The organism is Roseateles sp. P5_E8, from assembly GCF_054177665.1.
Window position 1 is genome coordinate 17,541 of the sequence record NZ_JBGCUM010000037.1, and the last position, 19,689, is coordinate 37,229.

The following is a 19,689-nucleotide window of genomic DNA, read 5'->3' on the forward strand; positions in this document are numbered from 1 at the left end:
TGTGCCTATTTGCCTGAGGCGGCCGGCTCCAGATAGGTTGCCAGGAAGTCCGCCATGCGTTGGGCGTAGTCCACTCTGTTCTTCGGCAGGCCCAGGCCGTGGGCCTCGTCCGGATAGCTGATCCAGACAGGTTCGTTGCCCGCCTTGCGCAGCGCTTCACGCATGCGCGTGCCGTGCGTGATCGGCACGCGGATGTCTTCCTCGCCGTACACCAGCATGACCGGAGCCTTGATCTTCGCTGCCAGCTTCACCGGGGAATGAGCTGCAATCATCGCGGCGTCTTTTTTCGGGTCACCGACCAGTTCGTGCAGCGAGAACTTGCGACCGTCGTCGCCGATGTCGTCTCGCACCCACCATGAGCCGTCCACGAAGAGTTCCAGGTCGGCGACCGCGAAGCCGGMAATGCCGCAGCGGAACAGATCCGGATCGTTGATCAGCCCCATCAGCGCGCTGTAGCCGCCGTAACTGTCGCCGGCGATGCAGGCCTTGCTGCTCGCGATCCCTTTTGCCTGCGCCCAGCGCAGCGCGTCGGCGACGTCGTCCTGCATCGACCGGCCCCACTGCTTGATGCCGGCGTTGAAGTGCGCCAGTCCATAGCCGTCGCTGCCACGCATCTCGGGTTCGATGACGACATAGCCGCGTGAGGCGAGGAACTGTGACGCGGCGTCCCAACCCCAGGTCCGACCGCGTATCCAGGGGCCGCCATGCACCAGCACGACCGCGGGCCGCGGGCCGGTCGCGTCGTTCGGGCGCGTGATCCATACCGGCAGGTCGTGACCGTCACGCGCCTTGATTCGTTCAAGTGTCAAGCCGGCCATCTGTTCGGCCCGCATACCCTCCCTGGCCGGGCCGATGGCCTGCCAGGCTTTCTCGCCCTCGAGCGGCTGGGCCCTATAGACGTAGAGGTAACCGGGGTCATGGTCGCTGGACGAATGCACGGTCGCCACCATGTCTGACTGGCCGCAACGGCGGCAGTCGATGCGGTTGACGCGGCCGGGCAAGAGCTCGTCGGCCTGGGCTTGCAGCGTTTTCATCTGCGGATCCAGCCAGACGGTGGTCTGGCGATCCACCATGGCTCGCACGCCCATGGCCTTGCCGGTGGTCGATTCGCTCAGTAGCGTGCCGTCGAAGTCGAAGCCTGGCGTTTCAACAACGAAGCCGTCTTCCGGCTTGCCGGCCTTGAAGTCGTAGCGCGTGAGCCATCGATAGCCCTCAGGGCCATGGCGGTGCGTGATGTACAGGTTGTCGGCATCGTCCACGCCCAGGACGTCGAAGGGCGCCGTGAACAACCCGCTTTCATAGATCCGGGTCCAGTCGGTGCTGCCGGGGCCGCGCCACCAGGCGGCCTGCTTGCCCTTGTGCAGCGTGATGACGGCGCGCGGCTCGCCACGACGGTTGGTCACCCATCGGACCACATGTGCCGGGGTCTTGAGTTCCACGTCGCGTGTGCGGCCCGTGTTGACGTTGATCCACAGCAGCTTCTCCGGATCGCGCTCCTCGTCGTCTCCTTCGTCGTCGAAGGAATACTTCTTCAGCAGGACTTCCTCGTTGAGTTTGCCCGGGACCGGCGCCGGAACGCGGTGCAGGATGTGTGCCCAATTCAGCACGAACCCGCCCGAGCCGTTGCCTATCGAGGGGCCGCCCACGCGCTGCACGAGCTGACGGAAATTGCTGCCGTCGCTGTTGACGGCAAACAGACCCGGCGCGCTGTGGGCCTTGCCGCTTTCCCGGGCGAGATTGACGATGCTGTAGACGAGCCGGTCTTCGTTGACCCAGTGCACGTTGTAGACGTCGCCCTTGGAAAACTGGGCGATGCGGGTGAGCTTGCCACCCTTCGCCAGATCGACGGTCACCAAGCTCACGCGGCTCACGCCCTTGGCAGAGGTGATGGCGAGCTTGCTGCCCGAAGGAGACAGCACCGCCTCGAGGATGTCAGGGTTGTTGAAGAACGCCTCGGCGGGCGGCGGCGCAGCCTGGGCGCAGGCGGCGGACAACAGAAAGCCGGCGATGACGCCTGCCCAGCATTTGACAGTCTTCAAGAGAGCCTCCACGGCTGCTTCTCTGGCAGCGCGCGGAGCATAGCTAACGCTTTCGTCGCCCGACCCGCCGGACCTCACTTGCTGGCGACCGGCTCGACCGGCCCCAGATGCCGGGCCAGGAAGGTCTCCACGCGGCGCGCGAAGTCCAGCCGGTTCTCGGGCTTGTTGAAGCCATGGCCTTCGCCGGCGTAGGTGACCCATTCCGGCGGGCGCCCCACGGCGGCCAGCGCGTCGCGCATGCGCTTGCCGTGGGCCAGTGGCACGCGCAGGTCCTCCTCGCCATGGGCCAGCAGCAGCGGCGCCTTCATGCGCGCGGCCAGTTTGACGGGCGAGTTGGCGGCGATCATGGCGGCGTCCTTGGTGGCGTCGCCAACGACCTCGGGCAAGGTCAGCCGACGGGCCAGGCGCGAATCGTCGGGCACCCACCAGGCGCCTTGCACCATCAGCTCCAGGTCCGCCACGGCGACCCAGGCCACGCCGCAGCGGTAGAGGTCGGGGTCCTTGGCCAGGCCCATCAGCGTGGCGTAGCCGCCGTAGCTGGCGCCCATGATGCAGGCCTTGTCGCTGGCCAGGCCCCGCTTCTGCGCCCAGCGCAGTGCGTCGGTCACGTCGTCCTGCATGGCCTGGCCCCACTGCTTGAAACCGGCGCGAAAGTGGTCGTCGCCATAGCCGGTGCTGCCGCGCATCTCGGGTTCGATGACGACATAGCCGCGCGAGGCGAGGAATTGCGCCCAGCCGTTCCATTGCCACACGACGCCGCGCATCCAGGGGCCGCCATGCACCAGCACGACGGCGGGCAGCGGGCCCTTGGCGTTGTCCGGCCGCGTGACCCAGACAGGCAACTCGCGGCCATCGCGGGCAGGGATGGTCTGCAAGTCCAGGCCGGCCATCTGCTCGGGATCCACGGTCTCGCGGATGCGGCCGATGGCGCGCCATTTCGGCTCGCCTGCGGGCGGTTGAGCCTGATAGAGCCAGATCTTGCCGGGGTCGTGGTCGTTGTACGCGTGCACCAGGGCCACCATGTCCGGCTGGCCGCAGCGGCGACAGTCGATGCGATTGAGGCGGCCGGGCATCAGTTGGTCGACCTGGGCCTGGAACTTCTTCATGCGCTCGTCCAGCCAGACGGTGACCTGGCTGTCGGCATGGGCCTCCACAGCCAGCACGGTGCCGCCGTCCTTGAGGAAGTGCCCGGCAAAGTCGAAGCCGGGTATGCGCACCAACGGCGGGTCGACCGGCGCCTTGGCTACGGCGTCGTAGCTCGTCAGCACGCTGTGGCGGCCGCCCTTGGGTACATGGCTCACGAACAGGGTGCCGTTGCCGTCCACGCTCTCAAGCCGGAACGGCTGCTGCAGGACCGGCGTGTCGAAGAGCTGTTGCCACTGCGTCTGCCCGGGTGGCAGCCAGTGGGCCTGGACGCGGTCATTGGCCAGCGTCAAGGCGGCGCGGGCTTCGCCACGGCTGTTGACGATCCATTGCACGGCGCCGCCCGGTGCCGCAGACGAGAAGTTGCGCGTGATGCCGGTGCGTGTGTTGACCCACACGGGTGTCAGCTGCCCGCGCCCGTCCAGGCTGAACTCGGCCAGCAGCGCGTCCTCGTTGGTCTCGCYTGGCTTGGGCTCGGGCACGGCCAGCAGGGTGTGGTTCCACTCCAGCAGCCGGTCATCAGCTTCGCCGTTGGAGATGAAGGCGCGGCCGGTTCGTTTCACCAGCATGCGCATCTTGCTGCCGTCCGCGTTCACCGCGAACAGGCCGGGCGCTCGCGAGGGCCGGCCGCTCGCTTCGGTCAGGTCGATCATGCTGAAGAGAGGCGATCCTCGTTGACCCATTGCACTTCGGACACGTCCGCCGAGGCCGATTGCGTCACCCGGGTCAGTTTGCCTCCCGGCGCAAGGTCAAGCACGACGAGACCGACCCGCCCAGCGCCCTTGGCCGTGGTGATGGCGAGGCGCTTGCCCGACGGCGACAGCATGGTGCGGCCGATGTCGGCATCACCGAAGAACACCTCGGCCGGTGGCGGTGCCGCGCTGGCGGCGAACGAGGCGGCAAATGAGGCGGCGGTGAGAAATTTGGCGAGGCTCATGTCGTCTCTCAGGGGCGGCCCGGGTTCAGATGCTTGGCCAGGAAGGCCTCCATGCGGCGGGCGAAATCCAACCGGTTCTCGGGCTTGGCGAAGCCATGGCCCTCGTTGGCGTAGGTCACCCAGACCGGGGTGTTGCCGGCCGCCTGCAACGCATCGCGCATGCGCTTGCCGTGGGCGAGCGGTACGCGCACGTCTTCGTCGCCAAAGGCCAGCAACACCGGCGCCTTGATGCGGGCGGCCAGCCTGACGGGTGAGTTGGCGGCGATCATGGCCGCGTCTTTGGCCGGGTCGCCAACCAGTTCGGGCAGGGTGAAGGCGCGGCTGCCGGCGTCGATGTCGTCCAGCACGTGCCAGGCCCCGCTCACGAACAGGTCCAGGTCGGTCACGGCCACCCAGGCGATGCCGCAGCGATACAGATCGGGGTCCTTGGCCAGGCCCATCAACGTGCTGTAGCCGCCGTAGCTGGCGCCGGCGATGCAGGCCTTGTCGCTGGCGATGCCTTGCTTCTGCGCCCAGCGCAGCGCATCCGCCACGTCGTCCTGCATGGCCTGGCCCCATTGCTTGAAGCCGGCGCGGAAGTGGGCGTCCCCATAGCCGGTGCTGCCGCGCATCTCGGGCTCGATGACGACGTAGCCGCGCGAGGCGAGGAACTGGGCTTGGGCATGCCAGCGCCACTGAACGCCCCGCACCCAGGGCCCGCCGTGCACGAGGACGACGGCCGGCAGCGGGCCTTTGGCGTCGGGCGGGCGGGTGACCCACACCGGCAGGTCCCGGCCATCACGGGCCTTGATGCGCTGCAACTCCAGCGTCGCCATCTGCTCGGGCTTGATGTCTTCCCGCACGGCCTTGATCAGCCGCCAGCTCTTCTCGCCCTCGGGCGGCTTGGCCTGAAAGAGATAGAACCGTCCGGGGTCCTGGTCGCTGTAGGAGTACACCAGGGCGACCATGTCGGGCGCACCGCAGCGGCGGCAGTCGATGCGGTTGACGTGGCCGGGGAAGAGGTTGTCGGCGCGCTCCTGGAAGGCCTTCATGGCGGTGTCGAACCAGAAGGTGGTCTCGCCGTCGACGACGAGCCGCACACCCAGCGTCTTGCCGGCTTCGTCGGTGACCAGGTCGCCCCTGAAGTCGAAGCCCGGCGTGGCGACCAGCGGCTTGGCTGCCGGCGCGCGGCGTTCGAAGTCGTAGCGGCTCAGCGCGTTGTAGCCCTGCGGCCCCTCGGGGCGCGTGACGAAGAGGCTGCCGTTGCTGTCGACCGCCTCGACGGCGAAAGGTGTATCGAGCAGACCGCTCTCGAAGAGCGGGGTCCAGGTCTTGCTGCCCGGGGCAAGCCAATAGGCGGTGAGGCGACCCTTGTCGAGCGAGTAGGCAACGCGGGGTTCGCCAAGGCTGTCGGCTGTCCAGCTGATGGCATGTGGCACCTGCCTGTCATCGAAGTTGCGCCAGTTGCCCGTGGCGGCGTTCAGCCACTTCGGCGACTCGTAGCTCTGTTCGCCATAGGAAAACTCGACGAGCAGCACCTCTTCGTTCACCTTGCCTGGGGACGATGGGGGAACGGCCAGCAGGCGGTGGTTCCAGTCGAGGGCCGTCTCTTCACGCAGATGCCCTTCGGAGGACGCCGGCTTCCATCGCCGCCGCACGAGCTGCTTGAACTTCGTGCCATCGGCCTTCACGGTGAAAAGGCCGCGCGCCTCGATGGACCGGCCGCTGCCTTCGGTCCGGTCCGTCTGGCTGTAGACCAGGCGCTCGTCGTTGACCCAATGGACATCTGTCACGTCCGCGTCGTCGAACTGGGCCACGCGCAGGATGCGGCCTCCAGGCGCAAGGTCATACACGACCAAGCCGACCCGTGGCATGCCCTTGGCCGTGGTGACGGCCAGGCGGCGACCCGAGGGCGACAGCACGGCGTCGTTGATGTCGGCGTCCTTGTAGAACACCTCGGTCGGTGGCGGCGCGGCGTGCGCAGAGGTGGCAGCCAGCAGAAGGCCGACGATCACGCCGGCCCAGCGTTTGCATGTCTTCATGGGTCTCCTCCAACTGCTCTATGGCAGCGTTGTCAACGGCGCGCAGCATAGTGCGGCCGGCGAGGAGCCTGGGTGCTTGAAACGGCAATCCTCACATCGCCGCGCCGGGAGTGGCGCTGCTGGACAATGCCCAGCCATGACTGCTGCTCCCCAAGACGACGCGCCCGTCGTCATCATCGGCGCCGGCCTCGCCGGCCTCACCGTGGCCCTGCACCTGGCTGACAGCGTGCCCGTCGTCGTGCTCGCCAAGCGCGAGCTGACCGAAGCCGCCACGGCCTGGGCCCAGGGCGGCATCGTCGGCGTGCTGGGCAGCGACGATTCCATCGAGAGCCATGTGCGCGACACGCAGGACGCCGGCGCCGGCCTCGTCGACGAAGAGGCGGCCCGCTTCATCGCCGAGCGCAGCGCCGCTGCCGTGGGCTGGTTGGTGGACCAGGGCGTGCCCTTCACGACCGACGACACCGGCCCCATGGGTCTGCACCTGACGCGCGAGGGCGGCCACGCCGTGCGCCGCATCGCCCACGCGGCCGACGCCACCGGCAAGGCCATCCACGACCAGCTGCTGGCCGTGGCCCGCAGGCACCCCAACATCAAGCTGTGCGAGCGCTGGATGGCGCTGGACCTCATCACCTCCCGCCACGCCCAGCGCGACGAGCCCACGCGCGTCTACGGTGTCTATGCACTGGACATCGACACGCAGCGCGTCGAGACGCTGGCTGCGCGCGCCGTGGTGCTGGCCACTGGCGGCGCCGGCAAGGTCTATCGCTACACGACCAACCCCGACACGTCGACCGGCGACGGCATTGCCATGGCCTGGCGCGCCGGCTGCCGGGTCGCAAACATGGAGTTCATCCAGTTCCACCCGACCTGCCTCTACCACCCGCAGGAGCGCAGCTTCCTCATCACCGAGGCGCTGCGAGGCGAGGGCGGCTACCTGAAGTTGCCGGACGGCACGCGCTTCATGGCCGCGCACGACGAGCGCATGGAGCTGGCGCCGCGCGACATCGTCGCCCGCGCCATCGACTTCGAGATGAAGAAGCACGGCCTGGACCACGTGTGGCTGGACGCCACGCACCTSGGCGAGGMCTTCCTSAWSGMGCACTTCCCSACCATCCACGCGCGCTGCCTSMAGCTCGGCATCGACATCGCGCGCCAGCCCATCCCCGTCGTGCCGGCCGTGCACTTCACCTGCGGCGGCGCGGTGACCGACCTCAGCGGCCGCTGCGACCTGCCGGGCCTGTATGCCGTGGGCGAGACCGGCTACACCGGCCTGCACGGCGCTAACCGCCTGGCCAGCAACTCGCTGCTGGAGTGCGTGGTGCTCGGCCAGACCTGTGCGGCCGACATCCTCCAGCAGCCCATCCAGGAGGCCGCGCCGCTGCCGGCCTGGGACGAGAGCCAGGTCGAGAACGCTGACGAGCAGGTCGTTATCGCCCACAACTGGGACGAGCTGCGCCTGCTGATGTGGAACTACGTCGGCATCGTGCGCACCACCAAGCGGCTGGAGCGGGCGCTGCATCGCATCACGCTGCTGCGCGGCGAGATCGACGACTACTACGGGAGCTTTCGCGTCACTCGCGACCTGCTGGAACTGCGCAACCTGGTCGACTGCGCGGAGCTGATCGTCAGGTCGGCGCTGATGCGGCATGAGAGCCGCGGGCTGCACTTCAGCCGCGACTACCCGCGCACGCTGCCGGTGAGTTTTCCGACGGTGTTGATCAGCGAGCGGCGCAGGCGCTGAGGCTTCATTGGGCCGGCGATGCCGGTGGCCGTGATTTGGCGCAATGCCGGACGCGGCAGATGCTCTCGAAGCTCAGGTATTCGCCCGACACAATGTCCATCCACAGGAGCCGTCCTGTGTCCAGATGGATGCGGAAATGATCCAGCGCGGGCGCCGTCTGCGGGTCGCCACCGCACAGGCTGTCGTGCTTTTCGTGCACGCCGATCTCCAGCCATCCGGCTTCCGATGACGCGGTCGGAAAGAAGAGGGCGCAGCCTTGGCGAAGCCTGTCGCCGTAGAGGCCTTCATCACTCAGCCGCGTGAACAGCAGCGTGATGGCGCGCGATTCGGCTGGGTGGGGCTCCGGCGCGGCCCACGCAACCAGTGGGGCCAGCACCAGGGAAGCGATGAAGGCCGCTTGAATCGGGCGGTTGAGCAAAACCAGCGATCTCGGTCCGGCTTATTTCCGCGCCCGCAACGCCGTCCGCGCCTGCACGAAGTTGTAGGCATAGCTCACGGCTTCGGCGATGCCGTTGTCGATCTCGAGGCGTTCGTGCTCGGTCAGGTAGAAGCTGAAGTCGACCTCGTGGCGGATGTAGCGCGGCGGCAGGCGGTTCAGCGCCACGCAGCAGACGTCGCAGAGCAGGTCGTTGCTGGCGGCGATGTCGGGGAAGTCCTTGGACGCATCGATCACCGCGCCGAAGACTTCGCGCTCGTGGTGGTTGTACAGGGAGCTGAAGTCGGCGTTCATGGTTGGCCTTTCGAGAATGCCGATTTATAGCGCGGGAAACGCCGGGCAAGCCCCTGCGATGCAGCGCGCCCTGGTTTGGGATGTGCTGCAAGGCGCAAAGCGGAGCCGGGTTGAACACCCGGCGAGCATTTGCAACGCAGTAGAACGCCCAAAGCTGGGATGCGCTGCGCGCGAGGGGCTTGCTCGGCGTTTCCTTAGGCGGCGCCGATACCCGGTGTCATGCCCGCAGCGGCAGTCTTTCTCGCCGCGACGAAATCCAGCATGCGGTTGATGCAGCCCTGAGCCTTCACGCGGATGGGCTCAATGACGTGGATCTGCGGCTCGCCACTCTCCAGGCAGTCGACCAGGTTGGCCAGGCCGTTCATCGCCATCCACGGGCAGTGGGCGCAGCTCTTGCACGTCGCGCTGTTGCCGGCGGTGGGTGCTTCGATCAGCGTCTTGCCCGGTGCCAGCTGGCGCATGCGGTGCAGGATGCCGTTGTCGGTGGCGACGATGTATTCCTGCGCCTTGCCTTCGACGACCGCCTTGATCAGCGCCGACGTGGAGCCGACGACATCCGCCTGCTCGACGACGCTCTTGGGCGACTCCGGGTGGACGAGGATGAGCGCGCCGGGATGCTGCTCGCGCAGCAGCTCCAGCTCCAGCCCGCGGAACTCGTCGTGCACGATGCAGGCGCCGTTCCACATCAGCATGTCGGCGCCGGTCTSYTSCTGGATGTAGCGGCCCAGGTGGCGGTCGGGTGCCCACAGCACCTTCTGGCCCTTTGCATGCAGGTCGGCCACGATCTCCAGCGCGCAGGAGCTGGTGACCATCCAGTCGGCACGCGCCTTCACGGCGGCGCTTGTGTTGGCGTAGACGACGACCTGCCGGTCCGGGTGGGCATCGCAGAAGGCCGCGAAGTCGTCGGCCGGACAGCCCAGGTCCAGCGAGCAGGTGGCGTCCAGGTCGGGCATCAGCACGCGCTTCTCGGGGCTGAGGATCTTGGCCGTCTCGCCCATGAAGCGCACGCCAGCCACCACCAGCGTCTGCGCAGCGTGGTCGCGGCCGAAGCGGGCCATCTCCAGCGAGTCCGAGACGATGCCGCCGGTCGCCAGCGCCAGGTCTTGCAGCGCGCCGTCCACGTAGTAGTGGGCGACGAGCACGGCGTTGTGCTTCTTCAGCAATGCGGCGGCACGCTCGGCCAGCGCGTTGCGCTCGGTGGGCGTCAAAGGCGCCGGCACCTTGGCCCAGGCGAAGGCGGTGGAGCAGGCGCCGGCGGCGTCCTGCTTGGTGTAGTCGAAAAGGGTTTGGGACATCTTGGGCATCGGCCGGGCGTGGCCGCAGTTCGTCCTGCAAGTGTCGCGCAGAGCCGGCCGGGCTTCCCAGCCGGCGCCGCCAAGCCCCCTCTCAGGGCAGGCGCAGCCGGTCGCCTTCGTTGACGCGCACCGTCATTGCCCGCTCGTTGCCGCGGCGGTAGGTCACGGTCAGTACCTTGTCCTTGCCCGGTGCCGGATCGGTGCGGAAGAGCTCGTTGCGCACGTCCGCCTCCAGCCGGTCGCCGCGCACCTGGGCGCGCACGGCCTCGGTCACGTCCGCCCCGCGGTTGCCGCTGCCGTAGCTGGCGCTCTCGATGACCAGGCGGCCGTTGCCCGGTCGCATCGGGCCGGTGTTGCCGCGTCCCCAGTCACCGCGGCCCCAGCCGATGAACTGGCTGCCGTCCACGACCATGTACTCGCGGTACTCGAACGTGCGCTCCTGGCCGCCGCGGTCACGCGCGACGATGCGCAGCTGCTTGGTCTCGCCGGGGTCGGGGTCGACGCCGAAGTTGTCGTTGCCGAGGCGGAAGCGCTGGTCGGCCCGCGCCAGTTCGCGCAGCCGGTCGGTCACGTCCACCTCGCGGCGGCGCGTGCCGTAGGTGGCGTAGAGGATGGTGAAGTCGCCACTATCACGGCGTTCTTCACGGCGTTCTTCGCGACGGTCGTTGCCGCCATGCCAGCCGCGTGCGCCGCCTTCCTCGCCCCAGTTGCCGCCGCCCCAGCCGATGAACTGCGCGCCGTCGATCCAGTCGTACTCGCGGTATTCGAACGTGCGTTCACGACCCTGGCGGTCGCGGGCAAAGATGCGCAGCGTCTTCGTGCGACCGGGGTCGGGGTCGACGCCGAAGAGCTCGTTCTCGAGCTTGAAGCGCCGGTCGCGCCGCGCCAGGTCGCGCAGGCGGCCGGTCACGTCCGCGTGATTGCGTTCCGTGCCGTAGCGGGCGTGCAGGATAGTGAATTCGCCGTCGTCAGCGTCGCGGGCCAGTGTCGGCAGGGCCAGCCCACCCAGCGCTGCGGCAAGCAGGGCATTGCCGGCTCCCAGCGTCCATTGGCGTCGTTGCATGGCGGTTTCCTTGTCGTTGATGCGCTCATCCTCGCATGCACACATCAACGTTCAGGCCCGCCCGGCGGTGGACAGCCCGCCTCGCGGCGGGCGATGTTCAACGACCCCAGTCGCCGCGGCGCCAGCCGCGGAACTGGGCGCCGTCCACCCAGCTGCCTTCCGTGTACTCGAAGCTGCGCTCCTGCCCGCCGGCCTCGCGCGTGATGATGCGCAGCCGCTTGGTGCGGCCCGGGTCGGGGTCCACGCCGAAGGTGTCGTTGCCCATGCGGAACTTCTCGTCCTGGCGAGCCAACTCGCGCAGGCGGCGTGTCACGTCCACTTCGTGTCCGGGGGTGCCGTAGTTGGCGTAGAGGATGGTGAATTGGCCGCTGTCCCGGCCCTGGCCCTGGCCGTTGCCGTCGCGGTAAGGGTTGCCGGCCCAGCCGCCGTTCCAGCCCTTGTCGCCCCAGCGGCCGGCACTCCAGCCGCTGAACTGCGAGCCGTCGACCCAGGCGTATTCGGGGTACTCGAAGGTGCGCTCGCGGCCCTGGCGGTCGCGGGCGTAGATGCGCAGGATCTTGTCGCGGCCGGGGTCGGGGTCCACACCGAACAGCTCGTTCGTCAAGCGCACACGCCTGTCGCGGCGGGCGATATCGCGCAGCCGGTCGGTCACGTCGGCGTGCTTGTTCTCGGTACCGTAGTGCGCCCGCAGGATAGCGAACTCGCCATCGTCCGCGTTTTGCGCGAAGGCGGGGGCGGCCAGGCCGGTGAGCGCTGCTGCGGCGAGGCCGAGGCCTGCGCCCAGGAGGTGGTGACGTCGATTCATGGTGTTGTCTCCAAAGTATTGGCGACAACATGCTCGCGCCGGCGCCGGGCTGGCCGCGTCGGATAACAAGAGATTGAGCCGTCAGCGGGCGGGTGGCCGGCCGCCCAGCAGATACTCACGCGCCAGTGCCCGCGCCCGATGCAGCCGGCTCTTCACGTTGGGCCGGGTCAGGCCGGTGCGGTCGGCGATCTCCTCGATGGTCAGCTCCTCCACATCGCGCAACAGCATGACCTCGCGGTAGTGCGCCGGCAGGGATTCCAGTGCCGCGACAAGTTCCAGCCGCAGGCCGATCTCGTCGTGTGTGACGAGCCATTGCTCCAGCCTCTCCTCGTCATACGGGTCATAGCGCAGTGCGACACGACCCAGGCGCCGGCATTCACGCTGCACCAGCCGGAAAGCCCAGCCCGAGAAGGCCGCCAGCACATGCAGCGAGGGCAGCTTGCGCGAGACGATGAGCAGCGCCTCCTGCACCGCGTCGTCGACATCGCTGATCAGGCAATGCCGCTGGGCATAACGCCGGATGTCGGGGCGGGTGATCTTCAGCAAGGCGTCCAGCGCGTGCGGGTCGCCGCCGTGGGCGGCGGCGAGCAGGGGCTGGTGCTGGGCGGCCAGGGCCATGGCTATTTCAGCCGGCGCCCGACCATGGCGCAGGCCGGGCAGTAGCCGAACAGGCCCGACAACACCAGGCCGCCCGAGCTCGCGGCAATCAGCCAACCGGCCATGCCGCCCACCATCGCAATCCCTGCGCCCGCCACCGCAGCGCCAAGCACGACACGCAGCACGCGCTCGGCGTTCGGCACGTTCTTCACATAGACCATGATGCAACTCCCAGTGTTCGAGGACGACCCTCGGCCACTAAGAGGCGCTGGTGGGCTGATTGGATTCGCGGACGGCAAAATAAATTTCAGGCTTCGGCGAAAAAGCGGCTGGGCGGCATACCGACGGTGCGCGTCACCATGGCCGTGAAGGCGCTGGCGCTGGCATAGCCCAGCTCGCTGGCAATCAGGCTCATGGGCCGGCCGCGCGCGGCCAGCGTCAGTGCGTGGGCCAGCAGCAGCTGCGAGCGCCATTGCGCAAAGCTGGTGCCCAGTTGCTCGCGGAACAATCGGCTCAGCGTACGCGGGCTGTAGCCGGCCTCCTCAGCCCATTCGTCCAGCCCGGCGTGGCGGCCGGGCTCGCGCAGCATGGCCTCGCAGAGCTTGCGCAGGCGAGCGTCCTGCGGCAGGGCCACACCCAGCGCGAGCGGCCGGGCGCGCCTGAGTTCGGCAAGCACCAGGCCTTCGATGCCGCGGCGCCGCTCGGCGTCGTCCGGCGTCTCGGGCGGCTGCGGGTCGGGCTCGCCGGGCAGGGCGGCCACCAGTTCGCGCAGCAGCGGCGATACCTCCAGCACGCGGCCGACGCGCCAGGCTTCGCCCGGCAGCAGCCCGGCGCCGAGGTAGACGGTGCGCAGATCGCACTGCTCGATGGCCGTCACCGCGTGGATGAGGCCGGGCGGGATCCACACCGCGCGCGACGGCGGCACGATGTAGGTCGAGGCTTCCGTGTTCACCCGCACGGCGCCTGTCATCGAGAACACCAGCTGCGCCCAGTCATGCCGGTGCGGCTGGATGTCCGTCAGATGCTCCAGCAGGCGGGCCTTGGCGCGCAGTGGCCGCTCAGCCGTCGGTGCGAAGCGCTCGGGCGACAGGGCAGGGATGCTGGTGCGACTGGCCATGGCTGGATTTCGATAGAACTTGACGAACCATCGTAACCGGGCCGGCCGGCCAGTTCCTAAAGTGGTGCACATGGATACCGCTCTCCCCTTCGACGCCGGCCAGCAGCGCCGCCGCGACGTCACGACCATCTCCACCATCGGCGTCGCCCACGGCACCTCGCATTTCTTCCACATGCTGCTGCCGCCGCTGTTCCCGGCCTTCATCCAGGCCTTCGGCCTGAGCTATTCGGAGCTGGGCCTGCTGGTGACGACCTTCTTCGTCATCTCCGGTGCCGGCCAGGCAGCCTCGGGCTTCATCGTCGACCGCATCGGCGCGCGGCCGGTGCTGTTCGCGGCGATGGCGAGCTTCTTCTTCGCCTCCATCGCAGCCGGCCTGGCGCAGGGCTTTGGCGGGCTGATGCTGGCGGCGGCACTCGCCGGCTTCGGCAACGCGCCCTTCCACCCGGCCGACTTCACCATCCTGAACAAGCGCGTGTCGCAGCCGCGCCTGGGCCATGCGTTCTCGGTGCACGGCATCAGCGGCAACCTCGGCTGGGCCTTCGCGCCGGTGTTTTCCATCGGCATCGCCGAGGCGACGGGCAACTGGCGCTTCGCCTACCTGGGCACCGCGCTGATCGCGCTGGCCGTCATGGCCTTGCTGTTCTGGCAACGCTCGGCCATCGACGACCGGCAGGGGTCCTGGGGCCATGCCAAGCCGGCGGCCGGTGCCAAGGTCGAGCACCCCATGGCCTTCCTGAAATTGCCCTCGGTCTGGCTATGCTTTTCCTTCTTCTTCTGGACGACCGCAGCGCTGTCGGCCATCCAGAGCTTCGCCAGCCCGGCCTTGCACCAGATCTACGGCCTGCCGCTGGCGTTGACAGCCTATGTCGTCACCGGCTACATGCTGGCGGGCGCGGCGGGCATGGTGGTGGGTGGCTTCCTGGTCGCCAGGGCCCAGCGGCTGGAGCGCACGATTGCCATCGCGATGGCCTTTGCTGCGGCGCTGCTGCTGCTGGTGGCGAGCGGCTGGCTGCCGGGCGGGCTGGCGGCCACGGTCGCCGCGCTGGCGGGTTTCGGCACCGGCCTGGCCGGCCCGTCGCGAGACATGCTCATCAAGCGCGCCTCGCCGCCGGGGGCGACAGGGCGGGTCTACGGCACCGTGTATTCGGGCCTGGACATCGGCTTTGCGCTGGCCGCGCCGGTGTTCGGCGCCATCCTGGACCACGGCATGCCCCGCGGCGTGTTCGCGGGGTCGGCGGCGGCGTTGATGCTGGGCATCACGTCGGCGGGGCTGGTGGGCATTGGCCTGGCTCGGCGGCGGTCGGTGGCCGTGGCGGCGGCCTGAGCCCTGCCCATGGGTGCGCTGGCCGTCAAGCTGCTGGGCCAGCAGCGCGGGTCCGCCTGAGTTGACGCGCCAGCTGCCGGCGGTCATCGTCGGCGCATGCGACAAGACTCCCTCTTCGAAGCCCTCGGCGGCCAGGACACCGTGCTGCGCCTGGCCCGGGCCTGGCATGCGCGGGTGCTGGCGGACGAGGTCGTGGCCCACGCCTTCAGCCACGGCTTTCATCCACAGCACACGGAGCGGCTGGCGGCTTACTGGGCGCAGGCCTGGGGCGGCCCGGCGCTGTATTCGCGGGACTGCGGCAGCCACGCGTCGGTGGTGCGCAGCCACAGCGGCAACGGCCCGCACGAGGAGATGGACCGCCGTGCCATCGCCTGCTTCGACGAAGCGCTGCAAGACATCGGCGTGACTGACGCCGAACTGCGCCGCGTGCTGCACGACTACTTCGCCTGGGCGACGACCGTGGCCATGGCGGGCTACCCGGACCGAGGGCAGGCGGTGCCCGATGACCTGGGGTTTCCGCGCTGGTCATGGGCGGGGTTGGTGGCGCCTTAGGGGCCACATTGACCAAGTCCCTCGCGCGCAGCGCATCCCGCTGCATCGCGGGGACTTATTCAGCGTCGCACTGGCGAAGCACCGGCCGCTAAAGTCCCGGCTCCCTTCCGGCTCTGACCTTCCGCGTGACGGCCTGAAGCGCAAGCCGGCCCGGCCGGCCCTACCATGCGCGGCACCGCCCGCTCCCGGGCCGACCTGCAGCGCCGCATGGACTTCAAGCACTTCGTCACTTCTCCCCGCCTCGAGCACAACGCCTTCCTGGCGCTGCTGATCGCGGTCTGCCTGGCCTTCGCGTGGATCCTGTTGCCCTTCAGCGCCGCAGTGTTCTGGGGGGCGGTGATCGCCATCGTCTTCATGCCCATCCATGTCGCGCTGCTGCGCCGATGGAAGCAGCGGCGCACGCTGGCGGCGCTGGCAACGCTGCTGCTGGTCGTGCTGATGGTCGTGCTGCCGCTGACGCTGTTGACCGGCATGCTGGTCAAGGAGGGTGCTGCGCTGTACCAGCGCGTGCAGTCGGGCGAGACCAACTTCGTCCTCTACTTCGAGAAGGTCGTCGCGGTGCTGCCGGGCTGGTTGCATGACCTGCTGGAGCATTTCGGGCTGACGGATGTCAACGAGTTGCAGACCCGCATCAGCGATGCCATCGGCCGCGGCAGCCAGGCGATTGCGACCTACGTCTACAGCATGGGCCAGAACGCGCTGGACTTCGTTGTCGGCTTCTTCGTCATGCTCTACCTGGCGTTCTTCCTGCTGCGCGACGGCGTCTCCCTGAGCCGGCGCATCCGCAATGYCGTGCCGCTGGCGCCCGAGCACCGGCGGCAGCTGGCGACCAAGTTCATCACCGTGATCCGCGCCACCGTCAAGGGCAACATCCTGGTCGCCGCGGTGCAGGGCGCGCTGGGCGGGCTGGCGTTCTGGTTCTTCGGCATCAAGGGCGCGCTGCTGTGGGCGGTGCTGATGGGTTTCCTGTCGCTGCTGCCGGCCATCGGCGCGGCGCTGATCTGGTTGCCGGTGGCGCTCTACTTCCTGGTCACCGGCGCCATCTGGCAGGGTTTGACGCTGATCGCCTACGGCGTGGTCGTGATCGGCCTCGTGGACAACGTGCTGCGCCCCATCCTCGTCGGCAAGGACATCCAGATGCCCGACTACCTGGTGCTGATCTCCACCATCGGCGGCATGGCCGTCTTCGGCATCAGCGGCTTCGTCATCGGCCCGGTGATCGCGGCGATGTTCATGGCGGTGTGGGACCTGTTCGCCACCGCGCGAGACGAGGATGAGGCGGCATCCGAAGGTTGAGGTCAGTCATGGCGCTTCGCGGTCTTGTCATTGCAGCGGCCTGTCTGGCAGCGCTTGTCTTCGCCTGGCAGAAGCGCGAGCCTTTGCAGGCCTGGGTCGGATCGATGCAAACGGCGGCCGCACCGGCCGCGGGCCCCTTGCGCAAATGCGTCAACGGCCAGCAGGTGTCCTATACGAACACCCAGTGCCCGCCCGGCCACAAGGAACAGGCCGTGACTGCGGCGCCGGTCAACGTGCTGCCCGCCACGCCAGTGCCCAAGGCGGTGCCGGCCAGCAGCGCGCCCTTGCTCCACCAGGCACTGGACGTGAAGCAGGAAGCGACGCTCAAGGACAAGATGATGGAGCGGGCGATTGACGGCGCGACACGTTGATGACGGCGTCGCGCTGACCAGAAGCACTCGATATGCATCGGCAACTCTTCCTGAAGCTGCTCGCCAAAGAGTTCTATCCAGTTCTTCGTGATGAAGGATTCAAGGGCTCAGGGTCGACGCTCAGGCGCATGGATGGGCATTTGATTCATGTCTTCAATGTGCAAGGCAGCAAATCGGGAGAGCAGTGCTATCTCAACCTCGGCGCGCATCTGTCCTTCCTGCCAGCGGAAGGCGGACTGACTGTCGAGCCAGAGTCGTTGGAGGAATCGCATTGTGTGTTTCGATGTCGCATCCATCCGCCGTCGGCAGCGGCTGCTTCAGGCTGGACGTACGGCAACTCGGTCGACGAAGCGGCGCGCTCCATCGAGCAGGTGGCGCGTGAATGGGCGGTGCAGGGGCAAGCGTTCTTTGACCGCTATGCCAGCTATCCAGGCAGCTTCGTGCGCTTGTTGAAAAGCGTCGAGCCGTCCCGCGTTCATGCCAGAGAGGCGCTTCATCTCGCACGCATTGCGACGCATCTTGGTCAGCAGGAGGAAGCCGTTTCCTTTGCGCGGGCAGGCCTCGCATCGGCAAGCGAGCGTGCAACTTTGCTTCGACAAGATCTGATCGAGATTTTGACGGGGCATGGCGGATTGACTTAGCGGCGAATGGCCCGCGTTGCGTCCGACGCCGGCTAAAGTTCCAACATGACTAGACAAGCTAACCCCCCACGCCTCGCCGGCCACAAGCTGGTCGAGGCGCTGATTGCCCAGGGCGTCGACACCGCATTCGGCGTGCCTGGCGAATCCTTTCTTGCCGTCCTCGACGGCTTCCACGAGTACGCGGACAAGATCCGCTTCATCGCCTGTCGCCAGGAAGGCGGCGCCGCCTTCATGGCCGAGGCGCAAGGCAAGCTGACCGGCCGGCCGGGCATCTGCTTCGTGACGCGCGGCCCGGGTGCTACGAACGCCAGTATCGGCCTGCACACGGCCTTCCAGGACAGCACGCCGATGATCCTCTTCATCGGCCAGGTCGCCAGCGACCAGCGTGACCGCGAGGCCTTCCAGGAAGTTGACTACCGCCAGATGTTCGGCCCCGGCACGCTGGGCATGGCGAAGTGGGTGGGCGAGGTGCATGACGCCGAGCGCCTACCGGAGTACGTCGCCCGCGCCTTCCACACCGCGATGCAGGGCCGGCCCGGCCCGGTCGTGCTGGTGCTGCCCGAGGACATGCTGACGAAGGCCATCACGGCGCCTGTTGTCGCGCCCGCGCGCCCGGCAGAAGCCGCACCCCCGCCGGCCGCGCTGGCCGAGCTGCGCGAGCGGCTGGCGGCGGCGAAGAAGCCGCTGGTCATCGCTGGCGGTGGCGGCTGGACGCCCGAGGCCACGACGGCGCTGCAGGCCTTTGCCGAAGCCTGGCAGCTGCCCGTCGGCTGCGCCTTCCGCTTCCAGGACCTGTTCGACAACGCCCACCCCAACTACGCCGGCGACGTCGGCATCGGCATCAATCCGAAGCTGGCCGCCCGGGTCAAGGACGCCGACCTCATCCTCGCCATCGGCCCACGCCTGGGCGAGATGACGACCGGCGGCTACACCTTGCTGCAGGCGCCGCGCCCCGCTCAAGCGCTCATCCACATCCACGCCGGGGCCGAGGAACTGGGCCGGGTCTACACGGCCGAGCTGCTGATCAACGCGAGCATGAGTCAGGCCGCGCCGGCCCTGGCCGCACTGGCACCGCCCGCCGACATCGCCTGGCGCGACTGGACCACCGCCGCCCACGCCGACTACGAGGCCAACCTCCAGCCCACGCCGGTCGCGCCGCTGGACATGGCCGAGGTCATCCACCTCATCGACGCCAAGCTGCCCGAAGGCACCATCTTCACCAACGGCGCCGGCAACTACAGCGGCTGGCTGCACCGCTTCCACCGCTACACGGCGCTGCATCGCTTCGGCAAGACGCAGCTGGCGCCTACCTCCGGCGCGATGGGTTATGGCGTGCCGGCGGCCGTCGCGGCGGCGCTGTTGCAGGACCGCTGGGTCGTCAACATCGCTGGCGATGGCGACTTCCTGATGACCGGCCAGGAGTTGGCCACGGCCACCGGCTATGGCGCGAAGAAGCTGCTCGTCGTCGTCGTCGACAACGGCACCTACGGCACCATCCGCATGCACCAGGAGCGCGAATACCCGGGCCGCGTGTCGGGTAGCGACCTCTTCAACCCCGATTTCGCCCAGCTCGCCGAGGCTTACGGCTTTGCTGCGTTCAAAGCCGAGAGCACCGAGCAGGTCGGCCCCGCGCTGGACGCGGCAATCGCTGCGGGCAAACCCGCACTGATCCACCTGCGCCTGTCCAGCGACGTCTCCACCTCCCGCTCAACGCTGACCGCCATCCGCGAATCAGCCCAGAAGAATCACCATGCTTGAACTCCAACTCCGCGGCGACTACATCGAGCTCGACAAGCTGCTCAAGGCCACGGGCCTGGTCGAGAGTGGCGGCCGTGCGCGGGTGCTGATCGCGGCCGGTGAGGTCAAGGTGGACGGCCAGGTCGAGCTGCGCAAGACGGCCAAGATGCGTGCCGGCCAGGTCGTGTTTTTCGACGGTCAAGAGATCCGCGTGCTGGCCGCGGCTGATTGACAACGCTGCCCAAGGGTTGCCCCGGCCCCTTAGATCAATGCTTTCAGG

20 protein-coding genes are annotated in these 19,689 nt (G+C 68.2%); 8 read left to right on the forward strand and 12 right to left on the reverse strand.

The features are described from left to right. Positions 1–5 precede the first annotated feature (5 nt). The 4 genes from ACXRVZ_RS19190 to ACXRVZ_RS19205 form a co-directional block, all read right to left on the reverse strand. The gene (locus ACXRVZ_RS19190; protein WP_458232701.1) at positions 6–2,039 is read right to left on the reverse strand and encodes a prolyl oligopeptidase family serine peptidase; all 2,034 of its coding nucleotides are present in this window, start codon (positions 2,037–2,039) and stop codon (positions 6–8) included. Positions 2,040–2,113: 74 nt separating this feature from the next. Further along, entirely contained in the window at positions 2,114–3,835 is a 1,722-nt protein-coding gene (locus ACXRVZ_RS19195; protein WP_458232702.1) for an alpha/beta hydrolase family protein, read from the reverse strand. Beyond that, the gene (locus ACXRVZ_RS19200) at positions 3,832–4,119 is read right to left on the reverse strand and encodes a hypothetical protein (RefSeq protein ID WP_457421980.1); all 288 of its coding nucleotides are present in this window, start codon (positions 4,117–4,119) and stop codon (positions 3,832–3,834) included. Before ACXRVZ_RS19200 ends, ACXRVZ_RS19195 begins: the two co-directional genes overlap by 4 nt. 8 nt (positions 4,120–4,127) lie before the next feature. Next, positions 4,128–6,140 (reverse strand): prolyl oligopeptidase family serine peptidase, encoded by a 2,013-nt coding sequence (locus ACXRVZ_RS19205; protein ID WP_457421982.1) that lies wholly within the window; start codon positions 6,138–6,140, stop codon positions 4,128–4,130. 136 nt (positions 6,141–6,276) lie between these two features. Here ACXRVZ_RS19205 and nadB point away from each other — a divergent pair, with 136 nt between their 5' ends. Next, the gene (gene nadB, locus ACXRVZ_RS19210) at positions 6,277–7,881 is read left to right on the forward strand and encodes an L-aspartate oxidase (protein ID WP_458232703.1); all 1,605 of its coding nucleotides are present in this window, start codon (positions 6,277–6,279) and stop codon (positions 7,879–7,881) included. A gap of 4 nt (positions 7,882–7,885) precedes the next feature. Here nadB and ACXRVZ_RS19215 read toward each other — a convergent pair whose 3' ends face one another. The 8 genes from ACXRVZ_RS19215 to ACXRVZ_RS19250 all read right to left on the reverse strand — a co-directional run bounded on the left by ACXRVZ_RS19215 (position 7,886) and on the right by ACXRVZ_RS19250 (position 13,488). Continuing rightward, positions 7,886–8,299, reverse strand: a complete 414-nt coding sequence (locus ACXRVZ_RS19215) for a hypothetical protein (protein ID WP_457421986.1) — start codon at positions 8,297–8,299, stop codon at positions 7,886–7,888. Positions 8,300–8,320: 21 nt separating this feature from the next. Further along, positions 8,321–8,611 (reverse strand): late competence development ComFB family protein, encoded by a 291-nt coding sequence (locus ACXRVZ_RS19220; RefSeq protein ID WP_457421988.1) that lies wholly within the window; start codon positions 8,609–8,611, stop codon positions 8,321–8,323. Positions 8,612–8,805: 194 nt separating this feature from the next. Further along, positions 8,806–9,906, reverse strand: coding sequence for a quinolinate synthase NadA (gene nadA, locus ACXRVZ_RS19225; RefSeq protein WP_458232704.1), 1,101 nt, complete (start codon positions 9,904–9,906; stop codon positions 8,806–8,808). Between the two features lie 91 nt (positions 9,907–9,997). After that, positions 9,998–10,969, reverse strand: a complete 972-nt coding sequence (locus tag ACXRVZ_RS19230) for a hypothetical protein (protein ID WP_457421992.1) — start codon at positions 10,967–10,969, stop codon at positions 9,998–10,000. Between the two features lie 97 nt (positions 10,970–11,066). Then, on the reverse strand, positions 11,067–11,774 hold the full coding sequence (locus ACXRVZ_RS19235) for a hypothetical protein (protein WP_457421994.1): 708 nt from the start codon (positions 11,772–11,774) through the stop codon (positions 11,067–11,069). 81 nt (positions 11,775–11,855) lie between these two features. Next, positions 11,856–12,392, reverse strand: coding sequence for an RNA polymerase sigma factor (locus ACXRVZ_RS19240; protein WP_457421996.1), 537 nt, complete (start codon positions 12,390–12,392; stop codon positions 11,856–11,858). Positions 12,393–12,394: 2 nt separating this feature from the next. After that, complete coding sequence (locus ACXRVZ_RS19245) at positions 12,395–12,592, reverse strand: YgaP family membrane protein (protein WP_457421998.1); 198 nt, start codon at positions 12,590–12,592, stop codon at positions 12,395–12,397. Between the two features lie 86 nt (positions 12,593–12,678). After that, the gene (locus ACXRVZ_RS19250) at positions 12,679–13,488 is read right to left on the reverse strand and encodes an AraC family transcriptional regulator (protein ID WP_457422000.1); all 810 of its coding nucleotides are present in this window, start codon (positions 13,486–13,488) and stop codon (positions 12,679–12,681) included. A 70-nt stretch (positions 13,489–13,558) separates the two neighbouring features. Between ACXRVZ_RS19250 and ACXRVZ_RS19255 the strand changes: the two genes are divergently transcribed. The 7 genes from ACXRVZ_RS19255 (at position 13,559) to ACXRVZ_RS19285 (ending at position 19,641) form a co-directional block, all read left to right on the forward strand. After that, complete coding sequence (locus tag ACXRVZ_RS19255) at positions 13,559–14,812, forward strand: MFS transporter (protein ID WP_458232705.1); 1,254 nt, start codon at positions 13,559–13,561, stop codon at positions 14,810–14,812. A 96-nt stretch (positions 14,813–14,908) separates the two neighbouring features. Continuing rightward, positions 14,909–15,364 carry a group II truncated hemoglobin gene (locus ACXRVZ_RS19260; protein ID WP_457422005.1) on the forward strand — a complete coding sequence of 152 codons (456 nt, stop codon included), beginning with the start codon at positions 14,909–14,911 and terminating at the stop codon, positions 15,362–15,364. A gap of 207 nt (positions 15,365–15,571) precedes the next feature. Beyond that, complete coding sequence (locus ACXRVZ_RS19265; protein WP_458232711.1) at positions 15,572–16,660, forward strand: AI-2E family transporter; 1,089 nt, start codon at positions 15,572–15,574, stop codon at positions 16,658–16,660. Positions 16,661–16,668: 8 nt separating this feature from the next. Continuing rightward, positions 16,669–17,031 carry a hypothetical protein gene (locus ACXRVZ_RS19270; protein ID WP_458232706.1) on the forward strand — a complete coding sequence of 121 codons (363 nt, stop codon included), beginning with the start codon at positions 16,669–16,671 and terminating at the stop codon, positions 17,029–17,031. A gap of 32 nt (positions 17,032–17,063) precedes the next feature. After that, positions 17,064–17,672, forward strand: a complete 609-nt coding sequence (locus ACXRVZ_RS19275; protein ID WP_457422009.1) for a DUF4304 domain-containing protein — start codon at positions 17,064–17,066, stop codon at positions 17,670–17,672. A 45-nt stretch (positions 17,673–17,717) separates the two neighbouring features. Beyond that, positions 17,718–19,430: a thiamine pyrophosphate-binding protein gene (locus ACXRVZ_RS19280; RefSeq protein WP_458232707.1), complete on the forward strand. Its 1,713-nt coding sequence runs from the start codon at positions 17,718–17,720 to the stop codon at positions 19,428–19,430. Then, positions 19,423–19,641 carry an RNA-binding S4 domain-containing protein gene (locus ACXRVZ_RS19285; RefSeq protein ID WP_457422013.1) on the forward strand — a complete coding sequence of 73 codons (219 nt, stop codon included), beginning with the start codon at positions 19,423–19,425 and terminating at the stop codon, positions 19,639–19,641. Before ACXRVZ_RS19280 ends, ACXRVZ_RS19285 begins: the two co-directional genes overlap by 8 nt. Positions 19,642–19,689: the final 48 nt, after the last annotated feature.

Coding starts and splice junctions, on each gene's coding strand:
- ACXRVZ_RS19205 (WP_457421982.1), bottom strand. CDS start 6,140: ATGAAGACATGCAAACGCTGGGCCGGCGTGATCGTCGGCCTTCTGCTG.
- ACXRVZ_RS19230 (WP_457421992.1), bottom strand. CDS start 10,969: ATGCAACGACGCCAATGGACGCTGGGAGCCGGCAATGCCCTGCTTGCC.
- ACXRVZ_RS19285 (WP_457422013.1), top strand. CDS start 19,423: ATGCTTGAACTCCAACTCCGCGGCGACTACATCGAGCTCGACAAGCTG.
- ACXRVZ_RS19245 (WP_457421998.1), bottom strand. CDS start 12,592: ATGGTCTATGTGAAGAACGTGCCGAACGCCGAGCGCGTGCTGCGTGTC.
- ACXRVZ_RS19255 (WP_458232705.1), top strand. CDS start 13,559: ATGGATACCGCTCTCCCCTTCGACGCCGGCCAGCAGCGCCGCCGCGAC.
- ACXRVZ_RS19220 (WP_457421988.1), bottom strand. CDS start 8,611: ATGAACGCCGACTTCAGCTCCCTGTACAACCACCACGAGCGCGAAGTC.
- ACXRVZ_RS19250 (WP_457422000.1), bottom strand. CDS start 13,488: ATGGCCAGTCGCACCAGCATCCCTGCCCTGTCGCCCGAGCGCTTCGCA.
- ACXRVZ_RS19270 (WP_458232706.1), top strand. CDS start 16,669: ATGGCGCTTCGCGGTCTTGTCATTGCAGCGGCCTGTCTGGCAGCGCTT.
- ACXRVZ_RS19280 (WP_458232707.1), top strand. CDS start 17,718: ATGACTAGACAAGCTAACCCCCCACGCCTCGCCGGCCACAAGCTGGTC.
- ACXRVZ_RS19200 (WP_457421980.1), bottom strand. CDS start 4,119: ATGAGCCTCGCCAAATTTCTCACCGCCGCCTCATTTGCCGCCTCGTTC.
- ACXRVZ_RS19235 (WP_457421994.1), bottom strand. CDS start 11,774: ATGAATCGACGTCACCACCTCCTGGGCGCAGGCCTCGGCCTCGCCGCA.
- ACXRVZ_RS19260 (WP_457422005.1), top strand. CDS start 14,909: ATGCGACAAGACTCCCTCTTCGAAGCCCTCGGCGGCCAGGACACCGTG.
- ACXRVZ_RS19240 (WP_457421996.1), bottom strand. CDS start 12,392: ATGGCCCTGGCCGCCCAGCACCAGCCCCTGCTCGCCGCCGCCCACGGC.
- ACXRVZ_RS19275 (WP_457422009.1), top strand. CDS start 17,064: ATGCATCGGCAACTCTTCCTGAAGCTGCTCGCCAAAGAGTTCTATCCA.